This window comes from Spirosoma pulveris (assembly GCF_054781875.1).
On sequence record NZ_BAAGTO010000007.1, the window covers coordinates 368,752 to 389,673 of the forward strand.

Genomic DNA, 20,922 nt, shown 5'->3' on the forward strand with positions numbered 1-20,922 from the left:
CTCAACTACTTGTATTTTTGCTTCACTAGTTTTGAACATTTTATCAAAATTAAATGTATATACATCAAATGTAGAAACATTTAAATCCTTTTAACCAGTTAAAAACATTCAACACATATGGAAACGCTCATAAACGGCTTACATCACGTCACTACCCTTGCTGGCGATACACAACGCAATGTTGACTATTATACAGACATACTTGGCTTACGTCTGGTAAAAAAGACCGTCAATTTCGATGCCCCGGATGTTTACCATTTGTATTATGGAAATGAAACGGGTTCGCCCGGCACCATACTAACATTTTTCCCTTATGGTAATTTGCCCCGTGGTCGGAAAGGAGTTGGTCAGCTAACCTACACGGCGTTTTCGGCTCCTATTGCGGCCCTCAGCTTCTGGATGGATCGATTGCACGAGCGGAATATTCCATACGCTGGTCCGTATAAACGGTTTTCGGAAACCTACGTGCGTTTTGAGGATTTCGACGGCATGGGCATCGAACTCGTCTTTACGGATGATGACAATCGCCCGGGTTGGGACAATGGCCGTATCCCTGCCGAGTATGCCGTTCGGGGTTTTCACACCGTTACACTGAACGAACTCAACCCCGACCGGACGGTTAAACTGTTAACGGAAACAATGCAGCATACGCTGGTAGGTGAGGAGGAAGGACGTTTACGGTTTAAAGCGGGTGTTGGTGGTTCCGGTAACTTCGTTGACGTACTGCATTCGCCTAAAGATGTGCATGCCTTGCAAGGGGCTGGTTCGGTTCACCACGTTGCTTTTTCGACGGACTCCGATGAAACGCAGTTGATTATTCAACAGCAGTTATCCGAATCCGGTTATCATGTTACTCCCGTTCAGGACCGAAATTATTTTAACAGTATTTATTTCCGGGAGCCGGGCGGAATTCTGTTCGAAATAGCTACCAATCCTCCCGGATTTACCGTTGATGAGCCGCTGGCTGAGTTGGGTACAGCCTTAAAACTGCCCTCACAATACGAACCCCGACGGGCCAAAATTGAAGCTGAGTTGCCCTTAATTAGTCTGAACAGATTTTAATACATAGAGTCATGGAGAACACACATAATTGATATTTATTTAAACTTTGTGTTCTCCATGACTTTGTGTTCATCCTCTTATGATACACAATCCAAATAACATTCTTACGGCTGGTAAACCGCTGGAAGAAGCCACTAAAGTTATGGTTATGGTGCATGGACGTGGTGGTTCAGCAAAGGATATCTTGTCCTTATCCAACCATATACAGGATAAGGACTTTGCATTTATTGCGCCCGAAGCTCAGGGAAACACCTGGTATCCGTACTCGTTTCTACGGCCCATGAACGAAAACGAGCCTTACTTATCCTCTGCTCTCGAAGTGCTGGCAAGCTTACGCGGCAGACTTCAGGCTGACTTTAATTTTAAACTGCCTCAGATATACTGGCTTGGGTTTTCGCAGGGAGCTTGCCTGATGCTCGAATTCGTTGCCCGCCATGCATCGGAATATGGCGGTGTATTCGGGTTGAGTGGCGGGTTGATCGGTCCGGACGATACCCCTCGCCAATATGGGGGTTCATTAGATAAAACACTGATTTTTTTAGGGTGCAGCGATGCAGATTCTCACGTTCCTAAAAAGCGGGTTCTGGAATCTGAGATCGTTTTTCAGAACCTTGGTGCTGACGTGACGACTAAATTGTATCCAAATTTTCCGCACACTATTAACGAAGATGAGCTAAACATTGTTAATTTGCTAATAGCCGGTGAACGTCCTAGCCTGGCTGCTACCTAACGATAATGCCTATGAGCCAATATATGGTTGAATTTGATCTTCCGACCGTGCTTGATGAAGGATTCGAGAATCGAATTCCTGCCCAACGGCTCAAAGTGGATGAGTTGATGGAGAAGGGTTTTTTACTGTCATATTCACTCTCTATCGACCGACATAAACTTTGGTGCATTTGTAAAGCGGATTCAGAATTGGAAGTCATTGAATCTATATCTGAATTTCCCCTTATCAAGTATATGACACCCATGATCACGGAACTGATGTTTCACAATATGGTGGCCGCTCGAATTCCGCTTTTTTCTCTTAACTAAGTATCCCGAAAAACCCTCTCAACATGGAGGGTTTTTTATTTACTAAAATTGTACTTTTGTAAGTACTTTGTATCCTGATTCACTTAAGTAACCAGGGTAAAACTGGTTACTTAGCTGCATAACTGCTTGATTTTCAGTTCCACGTGAAACTTCTCTTCAACATCATTTCAAGCGTTTCTTTATAACGATCTCATGACACCCAATATCCTCATTTGCCAGAGCGAACGTGAACTTGAAGCCCATTTTGCTAACGATTTCATCGCTAACATCGATGGTAAACACGCTGTAACACTACGTCAGTTTTACGAAGAAATGGCTGATTTACTGGAGATTCCAAACTTTGGTTTTACACTGGAAGCCCTAAATGACGCACTGAATGATTTGCAATGGCTGGAGGATGAACGAGTAGTTCTGTACTTCACTAACACGAGTGAATTCATCAATAAAGAGCGCGACCCCGCCAAAATAGGCAGTGTACTCAGTATCCTGGATGCTACCGCTGAAGATTGGAAATGGGTGGATGAGGACGAAGGACTTGAGAAAAAGGAAATAATTATAGTATTTGAAGACAGTCCAAGAATCAGTAAGATGCTGGATGCTGAGAGCATAGCCTATGCCCAATTATCAACGCCTAAATAACCACCGAACGCAACAAAATTTCAAAACCTGCTGTTACACAAATAGCCGCCGGAAAGACCTTCCAGCGGCTATTTGTGTGTCATACAACCTGACTTGCGCTTGAAACCTGACGAATTACTCGGCCTGTATGCCGACGATAGTTTTATTAAACTACTGGCAGAACCGTTCGGTCATAAACCGTCCAGTGACCCACAACGGTTACAAATCAAAGGCCTGGCCGGAAGTCTGGACGCTGTACTGGCATCGGCAATCTTTAAGTCGGTTGGCGGGAATCACCTGTATATTTTGACCGATAGAGACGAAGCGGCTTACTTCTTCAACGATCTGCAAAACTTGTTGGGGCGGGAAGTGCTGCTGTTCCCGATGTCGTACAAAAAGCCGTACCAGTACGAGGAGATTGAAAATGCCAACGTGTTGATGCGGGCTGAAGTATTAAACAAACTGAACCCGGCACCAAAGGATGGCTTATTGATGGTTACCTATCCCGAAGCACTGTCGGAAAAAGTAATCAATAAACGCTCATTACAGGCCAACACCTTAACCATACGGGTAGGAGAGAAGCTGGATACCCATTTCGTCTCAGAACTACTGCAGACATATGAATTTGAGAAGACAGATTTCGTATACGAAGCCGGTCAGTTCTCCGTACGTGGGGGTATTATTGATGTCTTTTCGTTTGCCAGCGAATTTCCGTTTAGAATCGATCTGTTCGACGATGAAGTAGAAAGCATTCGAAAATTCAACCCGGAGTCGCAGTTATCAACAGACCCGGTTGAGTTTATCAACATCATCCCGAACATTCAGACAAAACTGGTTCAGGAAACCCGGGAGCCTTTCTTTGACTTTTTGCCCGAAGCCACAAACATCTGGGCAAAGGATGTTGAGTTTACACTTGAGATCATCGAGAAATGCTTCGAAAAAGCAGAGCAGAGTTTTGCCACTGTGCTGGCCAATAGCGGTGGAATCCAGGTTGTGTCTGATCCAAACGCTCTTTTTGAAACGCGTCGCAGTTTTTTGAATGAGTTAAAACGCTTCAGAACGGTTGAGTTTGGCCGTAAATTTTACTTCAAAACCGAGGGACGTCAACAGTATAATTCGAAACCTCAGCCGTCTTTCAATAAAGATTTCAGGCGGTTGATCGATACCTTGGGCGAAAACCAAGCCAAAGGGTTTACCAACATTATTGCGGGTGAATCGTACAAACAACTTGACCGTTTGCGTACGATTTTTGAAGAACTCGATCCGTTCGTGAAGTTTCAACCCATGAATATTGGGTTACGTGAAGGCTTCATGGATGAGGCCTTAAAAATCGCCTGCTTCACCGATCACCAGATCTTCGACCGCTACTACAAATACCGCGTTCAGGACAAATTCTCGAAATCTAAAGCCTTAACACTTCGTGAGCTGAAAACCCTTCAACCGGGCGATTACGTTACGCACGTTGATTATGGAATCGGTCGGTTTGCGGGCTTGGAAAAAGTAGATCATTCGGGTAATGAACAGGAAGCAATCCGACTGATCTACCGTGATAATGACATCTTGCTGGTCAGTATTCACAGCCTTCATAAGATAGCAAAGTACAGCGGTCGGGAGGGTGGCCCACCAACCATGAGTAAGCTTGGCTCTCAGGAATGGGAGCAGAAGAAATCCCGCATCAGAAAGCAGGTAAAAGACATTGCGCGTGAGCTGATTGCCCTGTATGCCAAGCGCCGTACAGCCCCCGGTTATGCCTACAGCCGCGATAGTTTCCTACAAGCCGAACTCGAATCGTCATTTCTTTACGAGGATACCCCAGATCAAGCCAAAGCGACCAACGACGTTAAGGATGACATGGAACGTCCGCACCCAATGGACCGCCTGGTTTGTGGCGACGTTGGCTTTGGTAAAACAGAGATAGCCATACGGGCCGCCTTTAAGGCCGTAACGGATAATAAACAGGTGGCTGTTCTTGTCCCGACGACCATTCTGGCCATGCAGCACTTCAAGACGTTCTCGGAGCGTATGGCCGACTTTCCGGTTAAAATTGAGTACATCAATCGGTTTAGATCGGCCGGACAGATCAAGGAGATATTAAAAGGTGTAGCGTCTGGCGAAATTGGTATTCTGATTGGTACTCATCGCATCGTTAACAAAGACATAAAATTTAAAGATTTGGGCCTTCTGGTCATTGATGAGGAACAGAAATTTGGGGTAAAAACCAAAGACCGGTTGAAAGAGATGCGTGTGGAGGTCGACGTACTTACGCTCACCGCCACGCCTATACCTCGCACGCTGCACTTTTCACTCATGGGGGCACGGGATCTATCGGTGATCGCCACACCTCCACCCAACCGCCAGCCTGTTACAACAGAGGTACACGCGTTTAACGAAGCAACGATCAGGGATGCAGTGAGTTATGAAATTCGTCGTGGTGGACAAGTGTTTTTCGTCCACAATCGGGTCAATGACATCGAGTCGATTGGCAACCTGATCATGCGCCTTGTTCCGGAAGCCCGTATTGGGGTAGCACACGGCCAGATGGAAGGCGATCGGCTGGAGCGAATGATGACCCGATTCATTGAAGGTGATTATGATGTGCTGATCTCAACGAATATCATCGAATCAGGTCTTGATATACCCAATGCGAACACAATTCTGATCAACAACGCACATTACTTTGGTTTATCAGACCTTCACCAGATGCGCGGCAGGGTAGGGCGGTCAAATCGTAAGGCGTTTTGTTATCTCTTAACCCCACCACCATCAGTCCTGACGGCCGATGCCCGCAAACGCCTGCAGACCCTTGAGGATTTCTCTGATTTAGGCGAAGGATTCAAGATAGCCATGCGCGATCTGGACATACGGGGGGCTGGAAATTTACTGGGAGCTGAGCAGAGTGGTTTCGTTAATGATCTTGGCTTCGAGATGTACCACAAAGTACTCGACGAAGCCGTTCAGGAACTGCGGGAAAATGAATTTAAAGACCTGTTTGAAACAAAGCCAGGCGATCTGAAACTATCCCTGCCAGACACGGTTATAGAAACTGATTTACAAGTTGTTATTCCGGAAAAGTACGTATCGAATATTTCGGAGCGATTGGCGTTATATACTCGCCTGGACAGTTTGCAGAATAATGATGAAGTTCAGGCATTCCGGCAGGAAGTGATCGACCGGTTCGGGCCAATGCCAGAAGAAGTAGAAAACCTGATCAAAATGGTAAATGTTCGCTGGAAGGCAGAGCAATTATACCTTGAAAAACTGACGCTTAAGAATAATATCATGAAAGGATACTTCGTTTTTAACGGGAACGATGAGTTCTTTAAATCCGACCAGTTTGGCAAGGTAATTGAGCACATCAAGCGAAACCCAACCAAAGGTTCATTAAAGGAGTCAAAGGGAAGGCCAATTATAACGCACTCCGACGTTTATTCAGTCGAGCAATTAGACGAAATAATGGGCGCATTGACAAATTAATTACGATTTTTGCACCTACGTTTTACACAAATAAGAGCAATGATTCAAAAGTATCACCTGCAGCGAGCGGCTTTTGTGCTCCTGGCAACGGCGGCCCTGGCATCTTGTAAGTCCAAGCACCCGACCAGTGTGCAGCCCGGTAAAAAGAGTACGGCGACGGGAATTGCTTACAACCAGAAAGAAGGTTTCCAGGTAAAGAAATTTGCAGGACAGAAAGCAGGTCCAAACCTTGTTTTTATTGAGGGAGGCCGTTTTACTATGGGCGCCCTCGAAGAGGACGTGATGAACAGCCGGGACAACCGGGAGCGCACGGTTTCCATTCAATCGTTCTACATGGATGAAACCGAAATGGCTAACGTTCACTACCTTGAATATCTGAACGCCATTACTCGCGATTCATCTGAAGAAGTTGTTAAGGCAGCCTTGCCAGATACAACCGTTTGGGCGAATCCGCTTTCGTTTAATGACTCTTACGTAACTCAATACCTCCGTTACCCTGCCTTCCGGTATTATCCGGTCGTGGGTGTATCGTGGGTACAGGCTAGTGATTATGCAGTATGGCGGTCAAATGCCGTTAATAATGAACTAGCCAAAGGAGGTGCTCCCAAGGCAAAAGGTGGCGGCTTCTCCCTAAAGCGTAAATCTAAAGCCCCGGCTGAACCGGCTTTGGCAGAAGCAACCGCTTCTACAACTCCAACTAAACCAAGTCTGGAAAGCGGACTTATACTGCCAGATTACCGTCTACCAACTGAAGCCGAATGGGAATATGCTGCTAAAGCGCTCATAGGAACGCAGTACATGGACGAGAATCAAATCAATCAGCGAATCTATCCGTGGGATGGTTCTTCGGTACGTAACCCCAAGAAAGGCCGCAAACAGGGCCAAATGCTGGCAAACTTCAAGCGTGGCCGTGGTGACTATGCCGGTATCGCCGGTCGTTCAAACGATGGTGCCATCATCACTGCTGAAATTTACGCATATCCAGCCAACGATTTTGGTTTGTACAACATGGCAGGTAACGTGAATGAATGGGTATATGACGTATACCGTCCATTGTCTTATCAGGATGTGAACGACCTGAACCCAATTCGTCGGAATGGTTATCTGGATGATTCCAAAAACTATGACACAAAGAACAAGCAATCACTGATCGACGATAAACTGCGGGTCTACAAAGGTGGCTCCTGGAACGATGTTGCTTACTGGTTGTCGCCGGGTACTCGCCGTTTCCTGGATCAGGATTCTGCTACGGCTATGATTGGTTTCCGCTGTGCTATGATTGGAGTTGGCCGAAACAAATAAGCGAACCATTTTATTAATAGCGGGCAATCTGTAAAGATTGCCCGCTATTTTATTTATAACCTTATCAGATTGGCAACCAAAGTGTTGCGTTACCGATTTACTGTAGCCAGTGTTAGAATTCCAACAGTCTTACAGCCAGATCTCAGTAGTTCGCCGGCACAGGCTTCGAGGGTAGCGCCGGTAGTTAGCACATCATCAACAAGCACAATATTTTTACCTAGCACTTCGTCGGATTGCTGCACTGAAAAGACCGTTTTAACATTTTCCCAACGCTCCATTCTATTTTTTCGAGTCTGCGAATCCTTCATTTTCCAACAAACCAAAACATCTTCTGCTACTGGTATGTTAAGGGCTTCAGAGAGCCCTTTTGCAATCCAATCTGCCTGGTTGTAACCACGTTGTCGAAGACGGCTCTTATGCAACGGAACACTTATTAATACGTCTATTTCTGTTAATAAAGTACTTTCAGTTGCTAATTGATAACCGTACCAGTTACCTAATTCTTTAGCAGCTTCCTTTTGTCCTTTGTACTTAATTGTATGGATTAGTTTCTGGACAATTCCACCTTTTTTAAAATACACAAACGAAGCTAAAAACTGAACCGGCAATTTTCCGGCAAACTTATTGAGGAGACTTTCATCATACGGCTCCTTGTGTTGATTCGTTTCAGGAAGATTAATCCGGCATTTGGTACATAAAATCTTTTCGTTAAATCCTAAAGATTTAGCACAGCCAACACATAGAGAAGGGTAGAGCAGATCAACAAAATCTGCTATGATTAGATATATTCTTTGAACGATGGCATGCATTCGTTTGATAAGATAAAACGTTGTAATTTAGGAAGAAGAATAAAATTTATGCTTTCAGAAACGGAAAATAGTCTCGATAAACGGTGGGAAGAATTACTGGATCAGTTACAGGCTCTTGTAGGAAAACGTCCTGCCGATCTCAATGCTGTGCTCTTTCTGATTGGCGTGCAGGAGTTGGGTACAGGTCCTAAACGTTTTTCTAAAGAAGCGAAACAAGACTTAATGCATATTGCCGTTTGCCGGGTACTGAGTATAGATGGTTATTATGTGTTTGAAGGTCAGGACAAGGACGGATGGCCCCAGTGGAATTTGGTAAAGCCAATTCCTCACGGGGATTTATTAGCGCAGGAGAATTTCTTAAAACAACACGTCATTCAGTACTTCGAGTCTCTATTATTTTAACTGCTCAATCTGAATTTTATGCAAGCTTCATCTGCTTATACCACGCTGCTTCAGCGAATTGATGAGTATAAAAAACGTTATTTTCAGAATCAGTTAGTAAAGGGCAGTCTCTTCTTTATAGCACTGCTTTGTACTGGTTACCTGTTTATAAACACGGCTGAGTTTGTCGGCCGTTTTAACTCAGTGGGTCGGGGCGCGTTGTTTTTCGGCTTTTTACTCACGGTTTTGGTTGGACTCTATCTTCTGGTTCTACGGCCATTATTTAATCTGTATGGGTTGAACAAACCATTGTCTAATGATGAAGCTGCTCGTCAGATTGGTATGTTTTTTCCTGAAGTAGGGGATAAGTTGTTGAATACACTTCAATTACAGCGTATATCAAATGATCAAAGTGATTTGCTACAAGCTAGTTTGAATCAGCGGTCACAGCAGCTCCTAATCAACCGATTCGCTAATGCTATTCAAATTAGTCGGAACCGGCAGTTTTTAAAGTATGCCATTCCACCATTAGCAATTATACTGCTAATTCTGATTCTCAATCCGGCTTTTTTTGCAAAGTCATCGACTCGGCTGGTTAACTACAATAAAGAATTTGTAGAAGAGGCTCCTTTCCAGTTCGTCGTTCAGAATAAGGAGCTTAAAGCTTTCCGGAACGAAGACTTTCCTCTTTCGGTCAAACTGGTAGGCGATGTATTACCGCAGTCCGTCTACGTTGTGGCTAACGGAACTCGGTTTAAGCTCGAACAGTCAGGCAATCAATATTCTTATAATTTTGATAATCTTCAGCGCGATCTGGACTTTCGGTTAGAGGCTTCCGGTTATAACTCTCCAGCGTATAAAGTATCCCTTATTGACCGGCCGGCTGTCCTTTCATTCAATGTTAAGCTCGATTATCCCGCTTATCTGAACAAACCTTCTGAGCAGCTTTCAAACGTCGGTAACCTGCTTGTTCCGCAGGGAACTGTTGTTAATTGGGAGTTTGCAGCCGATCATACAGATTCACTTTTATTTAAGTTCAATACCGAAAACAAGCAAACTCCTGCTCGACTAGTTGATGATAATACTTTCATTTTAAATCGACGCCTAATGCAAAATGCAGCGTATACGGTGTCTTTAAAAAATGGACAAGTTGCATCTCCGTCCACTATCCAATATAACGTTCAGGTGATTCCAGACCGTTATCCGCAAATCTCCGTCGATCGAATTCAGGATACCGTAACCTATAATTATATAGCTCTTTCCGGCTTAATATCAGACGATTATGGCTTTTCTAAACTGAAACTGAATTATAAAATTAACCGTAATGGCAAGGTGTCTCAAACGTATGTGAAGGACATTCCGGTAAACAGATCAACTACCTCACAGAACTTCGTATATAACTGGTCGCTCGATAGCCTTAAACTTGGTCAGGAGGATCGGCTGGAGTATTTCGTACAAGTTTGGGATAATGACGGTGTCAATGGTGCAAAGTCCATCCGATCGAATCAGCTCAATTTTGTCATTCCTTCTAATGCAGAGATTCAAAAGCAAGTTGACAAATCGGCTGAAAAAACGGAGCAGCAGATTGATAACGCACTGAGCAAAACGCAGGAGATCAAAAAAGAGCTTCAGACTATGGAAGACCGGATGCGGACAAAGAAGTCATCCGATTTTCAGGACAAGAAGCAGCTACAGGAAATTCTGCAAAAGCGGGAAGAGTTGATGAAAGAGGTTCAGAAACTGCAGGAGCAGATGCAGAAAACGAATGACACTCAGCAACGTTTCGCCGAAAAAAATCAGGCCTTACAAGACAAGATGGAGCAGCTTCAAAAGCTGTTTAAAGACTTGTTAGATCCGGAATCGAAGCAATTGTATGAGCAGTTGAAGCAACTCCTGGAACGTAAGCAGGATGAAAAAGCATCTGATATGCTTGACCGTTTAACTCGTAAAGAGAAGAATTTGGAGCGTGATCTAGACCGGGCACTCAAGCTTTTTAAGCAGATGCAGCTTGAGCAAAAAGTTAACAATGTTGCGGAAAATTTGGAGAAGCAAGCTGAACAATTGGAGAAGCAAGCTGAGGAGAACGCCAAGAAAAACGAGACGACACAAGAGCAGCAGAAACAACAAGAGAAGTCTCAGGAAGACTTTAAAAACACGAAAGAACAGATAAAAGAACTTGAGAAAGAAGCCGAGAAGGATGATCTCAATAAGCCCGAATCAACTGAAAAGGAGCAGCAGGAAATTGATAAAGAGATGGATGATGCGGCTAAAGACATGAAGAGTAACCAGGGAAAACAGGCTGCTTCGAAACAAAAAAAGTCGGCGAAGGCCATGAAACAGATGAGCAAATCTATGAAAGAATCCATGCAGTCATCCGAGATGGAAGAGATGCAGGAAAACATGGACGATCTTAGAAACATTTTAGATAACCTGATTACTCTATCTTTTGGCCAGGAACGTGTCATGAAAGATTTTCGTGGTATGAGTCTTCAGGACCCACGCGTTACTAAATTATCGCAGGAACAATTGAAGCTACAGGATGATGCTAAAATTATTGAAGATAGCTTAAATGCCCTTGCTAGTCGGGTCGTGCAAATACAATCGTTCGTAACCCGGGAGTTAACGAATATGAAGTTTTATATGGACGAAAGTGTTCAGCAGTTGAAAGATCGTCGGTTAAGTATGGCATCTTCCAAACAGCAATTTGCTATGACATCAATCAATAATTTAGCGCTTATGCTAAGTGATGTATTGAAAAATATGCAGCAGCAAATGAATGCTATGGCAATGCCTGGTAAAGGAAAAGGGGGTAAAAAAGGCGAAAAACCTAGTGGAATGGGGGAAATGCAAAAGCAGTTAAATGCAAAAATGCAGCAAATGCAGAAGGAAGGTAAGACAGGCAGGGGGCTCTCTGAAGAACTTTCGCAGATGGCTGCGGAACAGGCGATGATCCGCAGTATGCTTAAAAAGCTTGAAGAAAATGCTAAAGGCACTGAAGCTGGCAAGCAGCAAGAGAAACAAGTGAAAGAGTTAATGGAAAAAATGGATGAAGCTGAAACAGACCTTGTCAATAAGCGTGTGAACCCGAATACCATTAATCGCCAGAATGAAATCCTGACGCGTCTGCTTGAATCTGAAAAAGCTTTGAAACAACAGGAAGAAGATCCTAAACGTCAGGCAGAAGCCGCTAAGACGACGAAGAAAAGTACGCCCTCTTTCTTTGATTCTACAAATTTTCAGCAAAAAACGAAGCAAGTTGAAGTTTTACGCTCTGTAACCCCTAATTATAACCTTTTTTACAAAAAAGAAGCTAATCAGTATTTACAGAAGGTAAGTAAGTAATCTGAAGACTCTTTTTAAACCGCCGACTTTGCACTAAGGTCGGCGGTTTTTTGTTGCTTTTTTATCAAATCATTGTCACGTTTTACCTTTTCAACAACTTTCAACAATTTTGTGAAAAGTTTCCACGTGAAACATTTTTCAAAAAACACAAAAATGTATTCTTCATACGATGTCATTGTAGTAGGGGCAGGCCATGCCGGATGCGAGGCAGCAAATGCTGCGGCAACCATGGGCTCCAAGGTTTTACTGATTACAATGAATATGCAAACCATTGCACAGATGTCTTGTAACCCGGCAATGGGCGGGGTTGCAAAGGGGCAAATTGTGCGTGAAGTTGACGCACTCGGAGGTTTATCGGGAATAATAAGTGATAAAAGCATGATTCAATTCAGAATGCTAAATCGCTCAAAAGGCCCGGCCATGTGGAGCCCACGATGTCAAAGTGATCGAAATGTGTTTGCATGGGAGTGGCGAAAAGCGTTAGAAGAGAACCAAAATGTCGATTTTTGGCAGGACACCGTCAATGAAGTTATTGTAAAAGGTGATCGTGTGAGGGGAGTTAAAACAAGTTTAGGTGTTGAGTTCAACGCAAAAGCGGTGGTATTGACAAATGGTACATTCCTGAACGGCCAGATGTTTATAGGCGAGAAAGTTTTTGGCGGTGGGCGTACAGCTGAACGTTCGGCCACTGGATTAACAGAACAACTAGTACAATTAGGCTTTGAGGCTGGCCGAATGAAAACCGGTACTCCACCCCGTGTTGATGGTCGAAGCCTTAACTATAAGTTGATGGAAGAACAACTTGGGGACGAAAACCCTGGTAAGTTTTCCTACACAAATACACCTGCATTAACAACGCAAAGGAGTTGCTGGATTACGTATACAAACCAGGCTGTACATGATGAACTGAAAACTGGCTTCGATAAATCACCAATGTTTACAGGTCGGATTAAAGGGCTTGGACCAAGATACTGCCCATCAGTAGAGGACAAAATAAATCGGTTTGCTGATAAAGATCGACACCAGATTTTTGTGGAACCCGAAGGATGGGACACGGTAGAAGTGTATGTTAATGGGTTTTCAACTTCATTGCCCGAAACCGTACAATACAACGCCCTCCGCAAAATTCAGGGTTTTGAGAACGTGCGGATGTTTCGTCCAGGCTACGCTGTTGAATATGACTTCTTTCCGCCAACTCAATTAAAGCCTACACTTGAAACTCAATTAGTTCATAATCTTTTCTTCGCAGGACAAATAAACGGGACGACCGGGTACGAAGAAGCCGCATGTCAGGGACTGATGGCCGGCATTAACGCACACAGAAATAGCAACGAAGAAGCTGAATTTACGATCAAGCGATCGGAAGGTTATATAGGCGTGTTGATCGACGATTTGATCACAAAAGGTACTGAAGAACCTTACCGAATGTTCACGTCAAGGGCGGAGTATCGAACACTGTTGAGGCAGGATAATGCAGATTTGCGACTTACCGAAAAAGGTTATGCTATTGGTCTGGCTTCGCAGGAACGCTATGATACAATGGTTGCAAAGCGGGAAGGAATCGCCCAATTAACAGAAGCTATTCGTTTAACTAAAGTAAAGCCTGAAGAAATAAATGGCTTTTTAGAATCAAAAGGCAGTGCGCTACTTCGAGAAAAAGGCAGTTTATATACCTTATTAAAGCGCCCTGAAATTGATCAATCAGACGTAAAAGGTATCTTAAACACTCTTCCGGATATGCCGAGTGGGGTAGGAGAGGAGACGATTGAACAAACAGTCATTGAAATAAAATACGAAGATTACCTAAATCGGGAAAAGCAAAATGCGGATAAACTCGACAAATGGGAGAGTCTTGTAATTAATCCAACCTTCGATTATGACCGGTTGAAAGCACTTTCATTCGAAGGTAAAGAAAAGCTTAAACGTCTCCGGCCATCAACGATTGGTCAGGCTTCTCGAATTAGTGGAGTCAGTCCGTCAGATGTCTCAATTCTATTGGTCTACATGGGCCGCTAAAAAATTACGGGTGTCAGTTTTATTAGAAAATTGACACCCGAATTGTATTCACTCATTTCTGATACCTGCTTTGGAAACAGTAACACAATGCCCGGTCTGCGAAAACAGCACCTTTAGCCCTTATCTAGTTTGTGAAGACTACCTAGTGAGCAACCAAAATTTTGATATCCAGCAGTGTCAGCAGTGTGGATTTCGATTAACGAATCCCAGACCAGACGGCAATTCGATAGGTGCATATTATAAATCAGACCAGTATGTTTCACATAATGATCAGGGTGGTGGGTTAGTCAATACGGCTTACCGAATGGTGAGAAATTACACCTTACGATCGAAGGTAAACTTGATCAGCGAGCTTAATGGCAAACAGGGAAGAATATTAGACGTTGGCTGTGGAACAGGCGCTTTCCTGGAAAGCTGCCAGAAGAGTGGTTGGTCGGTAACTGGCATGGAGCCAGATCCAGACGCACGAGTTTTAGCTGAAAAGAAATTAAAAGGAAATGTTAAACCAAATCTGGAAGCTTTAAAAGGAACAGAGCCCTTCGATATTATTTCACTCTGGCATGTACTCGAACATATTCCAAATCTTAACGAATCAATAAATCAACTCCATTATTTATTGGCCGAGCAGGGGACGTTAATCATTGCTGTGCCAAATTCTGACTCCTACGATGCCCAATTTTTTAAAGAATACTGGGCAGCATATGATGTACCCCGTCACTTACATCATTTTACTCCTTCAACTATACAGCCACTATTTAACAAATACGGTTTCAAACTAGTTAAGCAATTACCCATGGTATTCGATGCATTTTACATTGCCATGTTAAGCACCCGCTACAAAACAGGAAAGACCGATTACCTAAAAAGCGTACAAATCGGATTATCATCAAACGCAGAGGCTGGAAAGACGGGCAATTACTCCAGCCTGATCTACCTCTTCAAGAAGGCATAATTATTGTAATACCAGACGTGTAAACAGGCATCTTTTCTTGATTCAGGGAAAGGTCTATTCTAAATAAAAAAAGTTAAACTTTTATGTGAATAACCATGTGAATAACTCATCCACACAGGTGGATAATATGTTCACAAAGGGAATAATGAGTGTGGACGACTTATGAAGTAATCCACAGAAGCAAAAAGAAAGGGATCAAGTGTGGAGAAACTACAACATATACCCGTTAGCTCCACACATTTTCCCCAGTTGAAGTTGTGCATTAAGTTTATAAACAAATCCACACGATTTCAACACACATATTGTGGATAAAGTGTTAATTATCTAAATACTAACAGATTATACGTGGATAATTAAAGTTAAAAGAGTGGATATCTTGATCGTTTTATCCACATTGAGTAAATTGATTAGTGGACAACTTGTTTATGCACATTTCCACATCACTAATAGTTGAAACAACGTTCTTTTTAAAAAGCCTTTTTATAAAATGTTAATAAGGTCAAAAGTCATTATTGCATTATTGTGGGTGCTATCTGCTGGGGTAGCGTATGCACAGGTTGGAATCACATCAAGCGGAGCGACGCTGGCTGATGAATACTATAAAGCTGGCGAATTTGAAAAGGCCGCGAACGAGTATGCAAAGCTGCTGAAAGCTGAAGTGACATGGCCAAGACTATCGAGGTATGTAAATAGTCTCCAAAAAACAAAAAAGACCGAGGAAGCTGTAAAGTACCTGCGCAAACAACAACGGAGCGATGAGGCCAACAAATCGTATTACGAACTGATAAGTGGGCAACTGGCCAGCCAGCAGGGCGATACGACCCAAGCTAAAAACCAGTTCGCAGCCGCAGTGCAATCGAGTAAGTCATCGATTGCCAAGCTGGAAAAGCTGGCATCTGCCTTTAGCGAAGCAGGAGAGAGCCGCTGGGCTATCCGATCTCTGGAAATGGCCCGTGAAGTAAGTAAGGACCCAACGGCCTACAGTGAAGAATTAATGACGCTGTATCGATCGACAGGCCAAATTGAAAAAGCCATCGACGAAATAATTCTAACGGGTAAACAACCTGAAAAGAAAGAAGCTGTGTTAGCCGCTTTACAAGGGTTTATAAACACTAAAGATGAACCACTTGTAGAAAAAGCGCTTTATTCCAAAATTCAACAGGAGCCGAACGAGTTATCCTACAATGAACTTTTGATTTGGTACTTTGTCCAAAAACAAAAATTTAGCCGTGCACTGCTCCAGGAAAAAGCAACGGATAAACGCCTTAAGTTAAACGGAAGCCGGGTGTACGATCTAGGTATGCTGGCCATGAATAACAAAGAATACAAAACAGCGGCCGAGTCGTTTGAGTATGTATGCACAACATATCCACAAGGACAGCTATACCCCTTTGCACGCCGACTGGTAATTAGTGCCAGAGAGGAACAGGTAAAGAACACTTATCCAGTTGATAAACTTGAAATAAGAAAATTGATTACTGATTACCAGAAAATGCTTCAGGAAATTGGCACGAACCTGAAAACACTCGAAGCATTACGAAGTACAGCAAACCTGTATGGAAATTACCTGGATAGTAAAGACACAGCGCTTACAGTTTTAGATTTAGCAATTGATCTGGGGAAAACTGATAAAAACTTCGTCGATCGCTGCAAACTGGATAAAGGAGACATCTACCTCCTGAAAGGTGAACCCTGGGAATCGACATTGCTATACTCACAAGTAGAGAAGTCTCAAAAGGAAGAGTTATTGGGATATGAAGCCAAATTAAAGAATGCCAAACTGCAATATTATCGGGGTAATATGGCAGTAGCGAAGGATTTGCTGGATGTATTGAAGCTGGCAACCTCACGTGAAATTGCTAACGATGCTGAGCAATTGAGCTTATTGATTGTAGATAATACCGGTATGGACAGTACTGAAGCAGCAATGCGGGAGTATGCTGACATCGATCTAATGTTATTTCAAAACAAAACAGACGAAGCCGTTCAAGCGCTGAATGGTATGCTTAAAACCTATGCCGATCATAGTCTGGTCGATGAAATACTCTGGCTCCGGGCTAATACCTACATGAAGCAAGGAAAGAACGCAGAGGCACTGGATGATTTAAAAAAAATAGTAACGTCGTATCCTAAAGATATTCTGGGTGATGATGCACAATTCACCTTGGGCAAAATCTATGAGGAGCGTTTGAAAGATAAACAGGCAGCTATGGAGGCTTATCAAAAAGTATTAACTCAGTATCCAGGAAGTATATATGGGGCTGAAGCTCGCAAACGATTTAGAGCGTTACGGGGAGATACTGTGAATTAACAGGAGCATAGTTATCCACAAAAAAAGGCCTATTCATGTGAATAGGCCTTTTTTTGTGGATAACTATGCTAAACAGTTTGTAAAAAAGACTCTTTAAAAGCATCGTAAGTAGCAGGAATTTGTATACTCATTTTGGTACGTTCTGATAAAATAGAAAGCCGATCTGGAACATCAACAGCTATGTTAAGGACTTCTTCGACTAAGGGCTTGAACTTCGATGGGTGAGCTGTAGCTAAAGCAACACCGGTTACATCCTGTTTTATAGAACTCAAATACTGCTCTAAACCCATTATACCAATTGCCGTGTGTGGACAGGACACATAATTATAATCGTGGTAAATGCGTTTCATTCCTGCCCGAGTTTCTTCATCATCAAAGTAGTAGCCGGACATATTCGCTTTGAATTGATCATAGCTATCACCATACAAATGGGCAAGCCGGATAAAATTACTTGGACTTCCTACATCCATCGCATTCGAAATAGTAGCTATTGAGGGCTTTGGAAGGTAATCCCCGGTGTTGAGGTAGTTGGGAACAACTTGATTAAGATTGGTAGCAGCGACAAAATGGGCCACTGGTAATCCCATTTTCTGCACGAGAGCACCAGCGCTTAAGTTTCCGAAGTTTCCGCTTGGGGTTGAGAAAACAACCGGTTGTCCAGATGAGTGCACTTGACCGAAAGCACTTACGTAATAAAAGCTTTGGGGAATAAGGCGAAAGATATTGATTGAATTTGCCGAAGAAAGAGCAAGGTGCGCGTTCAATTCTGCATCAACGAAAGCCTGTTTCACGATGGACTGACAATCATCGAAAGAACCATTAACTTCAAAAGCCTGAATATTTCCACCAAGAGTGGTCAATTGCTTTTCCTGTAATTCACTTACGCGACCGCTGGGATAAAGAATAGAAACCCGAACGCCCGGCACATTATGGAAGCCCATCGCAACGGCACCACCGGTATCACCCGATGTTGCAACTAAAATATTTACTTCCTGTTCGGCCTGTTTAGAAAAGTAAGACATCAGGCCAGCCATATAGCGGGCTCCCACATCTTTAAACGCAAGCGAAGGACCATGAAACAACTCCAGAACACTAACCCTACCGGGCTCTAAGTTTACAACCGGCGTTGAGAATGGAAATGCATGGTGCGTCAATTCTTCAAGATCAGATTTACTGATTTCATCACCAAATAATGCCTGACTAATAGCAAATCCTATATCGGCTAACGAATGAGTGGCAATATCTGAAAAAAAATCAGTGCCCAGGAAAGGTAAGGGGGTTGGCATGTAAAGTCCCTTGTCAGCCGGCATACTTTGGAAAAGGGCTTGCTTAGTTGAGACAGTTACTGACGGACTATTAGTGCTGTAAAAACGCATAGACAAAAGGAGAAATAAAGATACAAAGTACGGCAAATCAAGGCAATGAATTGAAAAACGTGGGTAAAATGTGGAAAACTAGTGTGGATTAGTGGATAAGTAAGGCAATACGTAAATTTGTAGAAAATCAAACACTTCATTATGTCATTTGGAACATTCAATGTGCCGGCACCGGTAAATGAACCGGTAAAAGAATACCGTCCAGGCTCTCCAGAACGGGAAGCACTCAAAAAAACATTAGCTGAATTCCGATCCACGGAAAAGGATATTCCCATGTATATAGGTGGCAAAGAAGTTAGAACAGACAAAAAACTTCGTGTTGCCCCCCCTCATGATCACCAACATACACTCGGTTATTTCTACGAAGGAGAAGCTGAACATGTTCAAAACGCAATTGATGCAGCCTTGGTAGCTAAAGAAGCTTGGGCGAATTTAGCTTGGGAGCACAGAGCAGGTATTTTCCTCAAAGCAGCCGAATTGCTAGCCGGACCCTATCGGGCCAAAATCAATGCCGCTACAATGTTAGGTCAATCAAAAAACGCATTTCAAGCCGAAATTGACTCTGCTTGTGAGCTAATCGACTTTCTGCGATTCAACGTTCACTATGCAACGGAAATATACAGGCAACAACCAGGTTCATCGCCGGGAGTCTGGAATCGGTTAGAATATCGTCCGCTCGAAGGGTTCGTCTTTGCCTTAACACCATTCAATTTTACAGCGATCGCCGGAAACCTGCCGACTTCAGCAGCGTTAATGGGTAACACGGTCGTTTGGAAACCCGCATACACGCAGGTATTGTCAGCTAAGATTATCATGGAAGTTCTGATTGAAGCGGGCCTACCAGCGGGCGTGATCAACCTGATCTATGTAGATGGGCCCGTAGCGGGGGAGATAATTTTCAATCATCCTGACTTTGCTGGTATTCACTTTACTGGAAGTACAGGCGTATTTCAGCAAATTTGGGGCACTATTGGCGCGAACATTCATAAGTACAAAACCTATCCCCGCATTGTAGGCGAGACCGGTGGAAAAGACTTCGTGCTAGTTCATGAGTCAGCTGATGCCGAGGAAGTGGCAACTGGTTTAGTACGTGGAGCATTTGAATATCAGGGGCAAAAATGTTCTGCTGCTTCACGGGCATATATACCAACCTCACTATGGCCAGCTGTAGAAACCAAAATGAAGCAATTTCTGAATGAAATTAAAATGGGAGCAACGGAAGATTTCTCCAATTTTATCAATGCCGTTATTGATGAGAGGGCTTTCAAAAAGATTACGGCTTATATAGATGAAGCTAAACGAACGGATAAGGTGAGAATAGTAGCGGGCGGGAATTATGACGGAAGCAAAGGTTACTTTATTGAACCGACCGTGTTACAGGTAGGGGATCCGACATACCGGACTATGTGTGAAGAAATCTTCGGTCCAGTATTGTCAGTGTATGTATATGAGCCATCACAGTTTGAAAATGTACTACAACTTGTCAACACAACTTCGCCCTACGCATTGACAGGATCAATATTTTCGAAAGACAGATATATCGTTGAGAAGGCAGCAAAGGCACTACAAAATGCGGCCGGTAACTTTTATATTAATGATAAACCCACAGGAGCTGTAGTTGGTCAGCAGCCATTTGGTGGGGCCAGAGCATCGGGTACAAATGATAAAGCCGGGTCGGCGTTGAATCTATATCGCTGGGTGTCAGCACGTACCATTAAGGAGACGTTTTCTCCACCAAAATCGTACAAATATCCATTTTTAGAGCACGAATAATTTTTTAGAAAAAGTTTTAACTAATGCTTGCGTAAAGGATTTTAAACACCTAATTTTGCACTCCCAAACGACGAAAGAACAAGCGGACTAACAATCTAAATGCTTTTAAGTCAATTAGTTATAAATAGGAAATGAAAAAGTTGACAAAAAATATTTTCAACTTTTTCTTGACAAGAAAGAAAGAGTGTTGTACCTTTGCACTCCCAAATATAAGGAAGACCAACAGCGGTTGGTCTTACAATCAGGCCGAAAGGTTTGAGACAGTTCTTTGACGTATTGACATCAATAGGTTAGCACTATTTAAGGCTATAAACATCGTGGTTCTTTAGCGAACCACAAACATATTTACGATGGAGAGTTTGATCCTGGCTCAGGATGAACGCTAGCGGCAGGCCTAATACATGCAAGTCGAACGGGCCGCAAGGCCAGTGGCAAACGGGTGCGTAACGCGTAAGCAACCTGCCTCAT

Annotated in this window: 14 protein-coding genes and 1 rRNA gene; 13 read left to right on the forward strand and 2 right to left on the reverse strand. The window is 43.3% G+C overall.

The window, feature by feature from the left end:
* The first annotated feature begins 117 nt into the window (after positions 1 to 117).
* From ACYVJM_RS22825 to ACYVJM_RS22850, 6 genes are all read left to right on the forward strand, one after another.
* Positions 118 to 1,062 (forward strand): ring-cleaving dioxygenase, encoded by a 945-nt coding sequence (locus ACYVJM_RS22825; RefSeq protein ID WP_461150540.1) that lies wholly within the window; start codon positions 118 to 120, stop codon positions 1,060 to 1,062.
* Positions 1,063 to 1,141: 79 nt separating this feature from the next.
* Complete coding sequence (locus tag ACYVJM_RS22830; protein WP_461150541.1) at positions 1,142 to 1,792, forward strand: alpha/beta hydrolase; 651 nt, start codon at positions 1,142 to 1,144, stop codon at positions 1,790 to 1,792.
* Positions 1,793 to 1,803: 11 nt separating this feature from the next.
* Positions 1,804 to 2,100, forward strand: a complete 297-nt coding sequence (locus tag ACYVJM_RS22835; RefSeq protein ID WP_461150542.1) for a muconolactone Delta-isomerase family protein — start codon at positions 1,804 to 1,806, stop codon at positions 2,098 to 2,100.
* A gap of 192 nt (positions 2,101 to 2,292) precedes the next feature.
* Positions 2,293 to 2,739, forward strand: a complete 447-nt coding sequence (locus ACYVJM_RS22840; protein ID WP_461150543.1) for a barstar family protein — start codon at positions 2,293 to 2,295, stop codon at positions 2,737 to 2,739.
* 99 nt (positions 2,740 to 2,838) lie between these two features.
* Complete coding sequence (gene mfd / locus ACYVJM_RS22845) at positions 2,839 to 6,192, forward strand: transcription-repair coupling factor (RefSeq protein WP_461150544.1); 3,354 nt, start codon at positions 2,839 to 2,841, stop codon at positions 6,190 to 6,192.
* Between the two features lie 39 nt (positions 6,193 to 6,231).
* The gene (locus ACYVJM_RS22850; RefSeq protein ID WP_461150545.1) at positions 6,232 to 7,494 is read left to right on the forward strand and encodes an SUMF1/EgtB/PvdO family nonheme iron enzyme; all 1,263 of its coding nucleotides are present in this window, start codon (positions 6,232 to 6,234) and stop codon (positions 7,492 to 7,494) included.
* An 89-nt stretch (positions 7,495 to 7,583) separates the two neighbouring features.
* Here the strand turns inward: ACYVJM_RS22850 and ACYVJM_RS22855 are convergent, their stop codons facing one another.
* Entirely contained in the window at positions 7,584 to 8,303 is a 720-nt protein-coding gene (locus tag ACYVJM_RS22855) for a ComF family protein (protein ID WP_461150546.1), read from the reverse strand.
* Positions 8,304 to 8,351: 48 nt separating this feature from the next.
* Between ACYVJM_RS22855 and ACYVJM_RS22860 the strand changes: the two genes are divergently transcribed.
* The 5 genes from ACYVJM_RS22860 (at position 8,352) to ACYVJM_RS22880 (ending at position 17,305) form a co-directional block, all read left to right on the forward strand.
* Entirely contained in the window at positions 8,352 to 8,705 is a 354-nt protein-coding gene (locus ACYVJM_RS22860) for a hypothetical protein (protein WP_461150547.1), read from the forward strand.
* A gap of 18 nt (positions 8,706 to 8,723) precedes the next feature.
* Positions 8,724 to 12,026 (forward strand): DUF4175 family protein, encoded by a 3,303-nt coding sequence (locus ACYVJM_RS22865; RefSeq protein WP_461150548.1) that lies wholly within the window; start codon positions 8,724 to 8,726, stop codon positions 12,024 to 12,026.
* Between the two features lie 153 nt (positions 12,027 to 12,179).
* Positions 12,180 to 14,042: a tRNA uridine-5-carboxymethylaminomethyl(34) synthesis enzyme MnmG gene (mnmG, locus tag ACYVJM_RS22870; RefSeq protein ID WP_461150563.1), complete on the forward strand. Its 1,863-nt coding sequence runs from the start codon at positions 12,180 to 12,182 to the stop codon at positions 14,040 to 14,042.
* Positions 14,043 to 14,112: 70 nt separating this feature from the next.
* Positions 14,113 to 14,994, forward strand: a complete 882-nt coding sequence (locus ACYVJM_RS22875; protein WP_461150549.1) for a class I SAM-dependent methyltransferase — start codon at positions 14,113 to 14,115, stop codon at positions 14,992 to 14,994.
* A gap of 487 nt (positions 14,995 to 15,481) precedes the next feature.
* A complete protein-coding gene (locus ACYVJM_RS22880) occupies positions 15,482 to 17,305 on the forward strand; it encodes a tetratricopeptide repeat protein (RefSeq protein WP_461150550.1) in 1,824 nt (607 codons plus the stop codon).
* A 68-nt stretch (positions 17,306 to 17,373) separates the two neighbouring features.
* Here ACYVJM_RS22880 and thrC read toward each other — a convergent pair whose 3' ends face one another.
* Positions 17,374 to 18,681: a threonine synthase gene (thrC, locus tag ACYVJM_RS22885; RefSeq protein WP_461150551.1), complete on the reverse strand. Its 1,308-nt coding sequence runs from the start codon at positions 18,679 to 18,681 to the stop codon at positions 17,374 to 17,376.
* Positions 18,682 to 18,822: 141 nt separating this feature from the next.
* On the opposite strand from thrC, the gene pruA reads away from it, so the two are divergent.
* On the forward strand, positions 18,823 to 20,454 hold the full coding sequence (gene pruA / locus ACYVJM_RS22890) for an L-glutamate gamma-semialdehyde dehydrogenase (protein ID WP_461150552.1): 1,632 nt from the start codon (positions 18,823 to 18,825) through the stop codon (positions 20,452 to 20,454).
* 347 nt (positions 20,455 to 20,801) lie between these two features.
* Positions 20,802 to 20,922: ribosomal RNA gene (locus ACYVJM_RS22895) — 16S ribosomal RNA — on the forward strand; the annotation flags it as partial.

Coding starts and splice junctions, on each gene's coding strand:
- ACYVJM_RS22825 (WP_461150540.1), top strand. CDS start 118: ATGGAAACGCTCATAAACGGCTTACATCACGTCACTACCCTTGCTGGC.
- ACYVJM_RS22830 (WP_461150541.1), top strand. CDS start 1,142: ATGATACACAATCCAAATAACATTCTTACGGCTGGTAAACCGCTGGAA.
- ACYVJM_RS22835 (WP_461150542.1), top strand. CDS start 1,804: ATGAGCCAATATATGGTTGAATTTGATCTTCCGACCGTGCTTGATGAA.
- ACYVJM_RS22840 (WP_461150543.1), top strand. CDS start 2,293: ATGACACCCAATATCCTCATTTGCCAGAGCGAACGTGAACTTGAAGCC.
- ACYVJM_RS22850 (WP_461150545.1), top strand. CDS start 6,232: ATGATTCAAAAGTATCACCTGCAGCGAGCGGCTTTTGTGCTCCTGGCA.
- ACYVJM_RS22855 (WP_461150546.1), bottom strand. CDS start 8,303: ATGCATGCCATCGTTCAAAGAATATATCTAATCATAGCAGATTTTGTT.
- ACYVJM_RS22860 (WP_461150547.1), top strand. CDS start 8,352: ATGCTTTCAGAAACGGAAAATAGTCTCGATAAACGGTGGGAAGAATTA.
- ACYVJM_RS22865 (WP_461150548.1), top strand. CDS start 8,724: ATGCAAGCTTCATCTGCTTATACCACGCTGCTTCAGCGAATTGATGAG.
- mnmG (WP_461150563.1), top strand. CDS start 12,180: ATGTATTCTTCATACGATGTCATTGTAGTAGGGGCAGGCCATGCCGGA.
- ACYVJM_RS22880 (WP_461150550.1), top strand. CDS start 15,482: ATGTTAATAAGGTCAAAAGTCATTATTGCATTATTGTGGGTGCTATCT.
- thrC (WP_461150551.1), bottom strand. CDS start 18,681: ATGCGTTTTTACAGCACTAATAGTCCGTCAGTAACTGTCTCAACTAAG.
- pruA (WP_461150552.1), top strand. CDS start 18,823: ATGTCATTTGGAACATTCAATGTGCCGGCACCGGTAAATGAACCGGTA.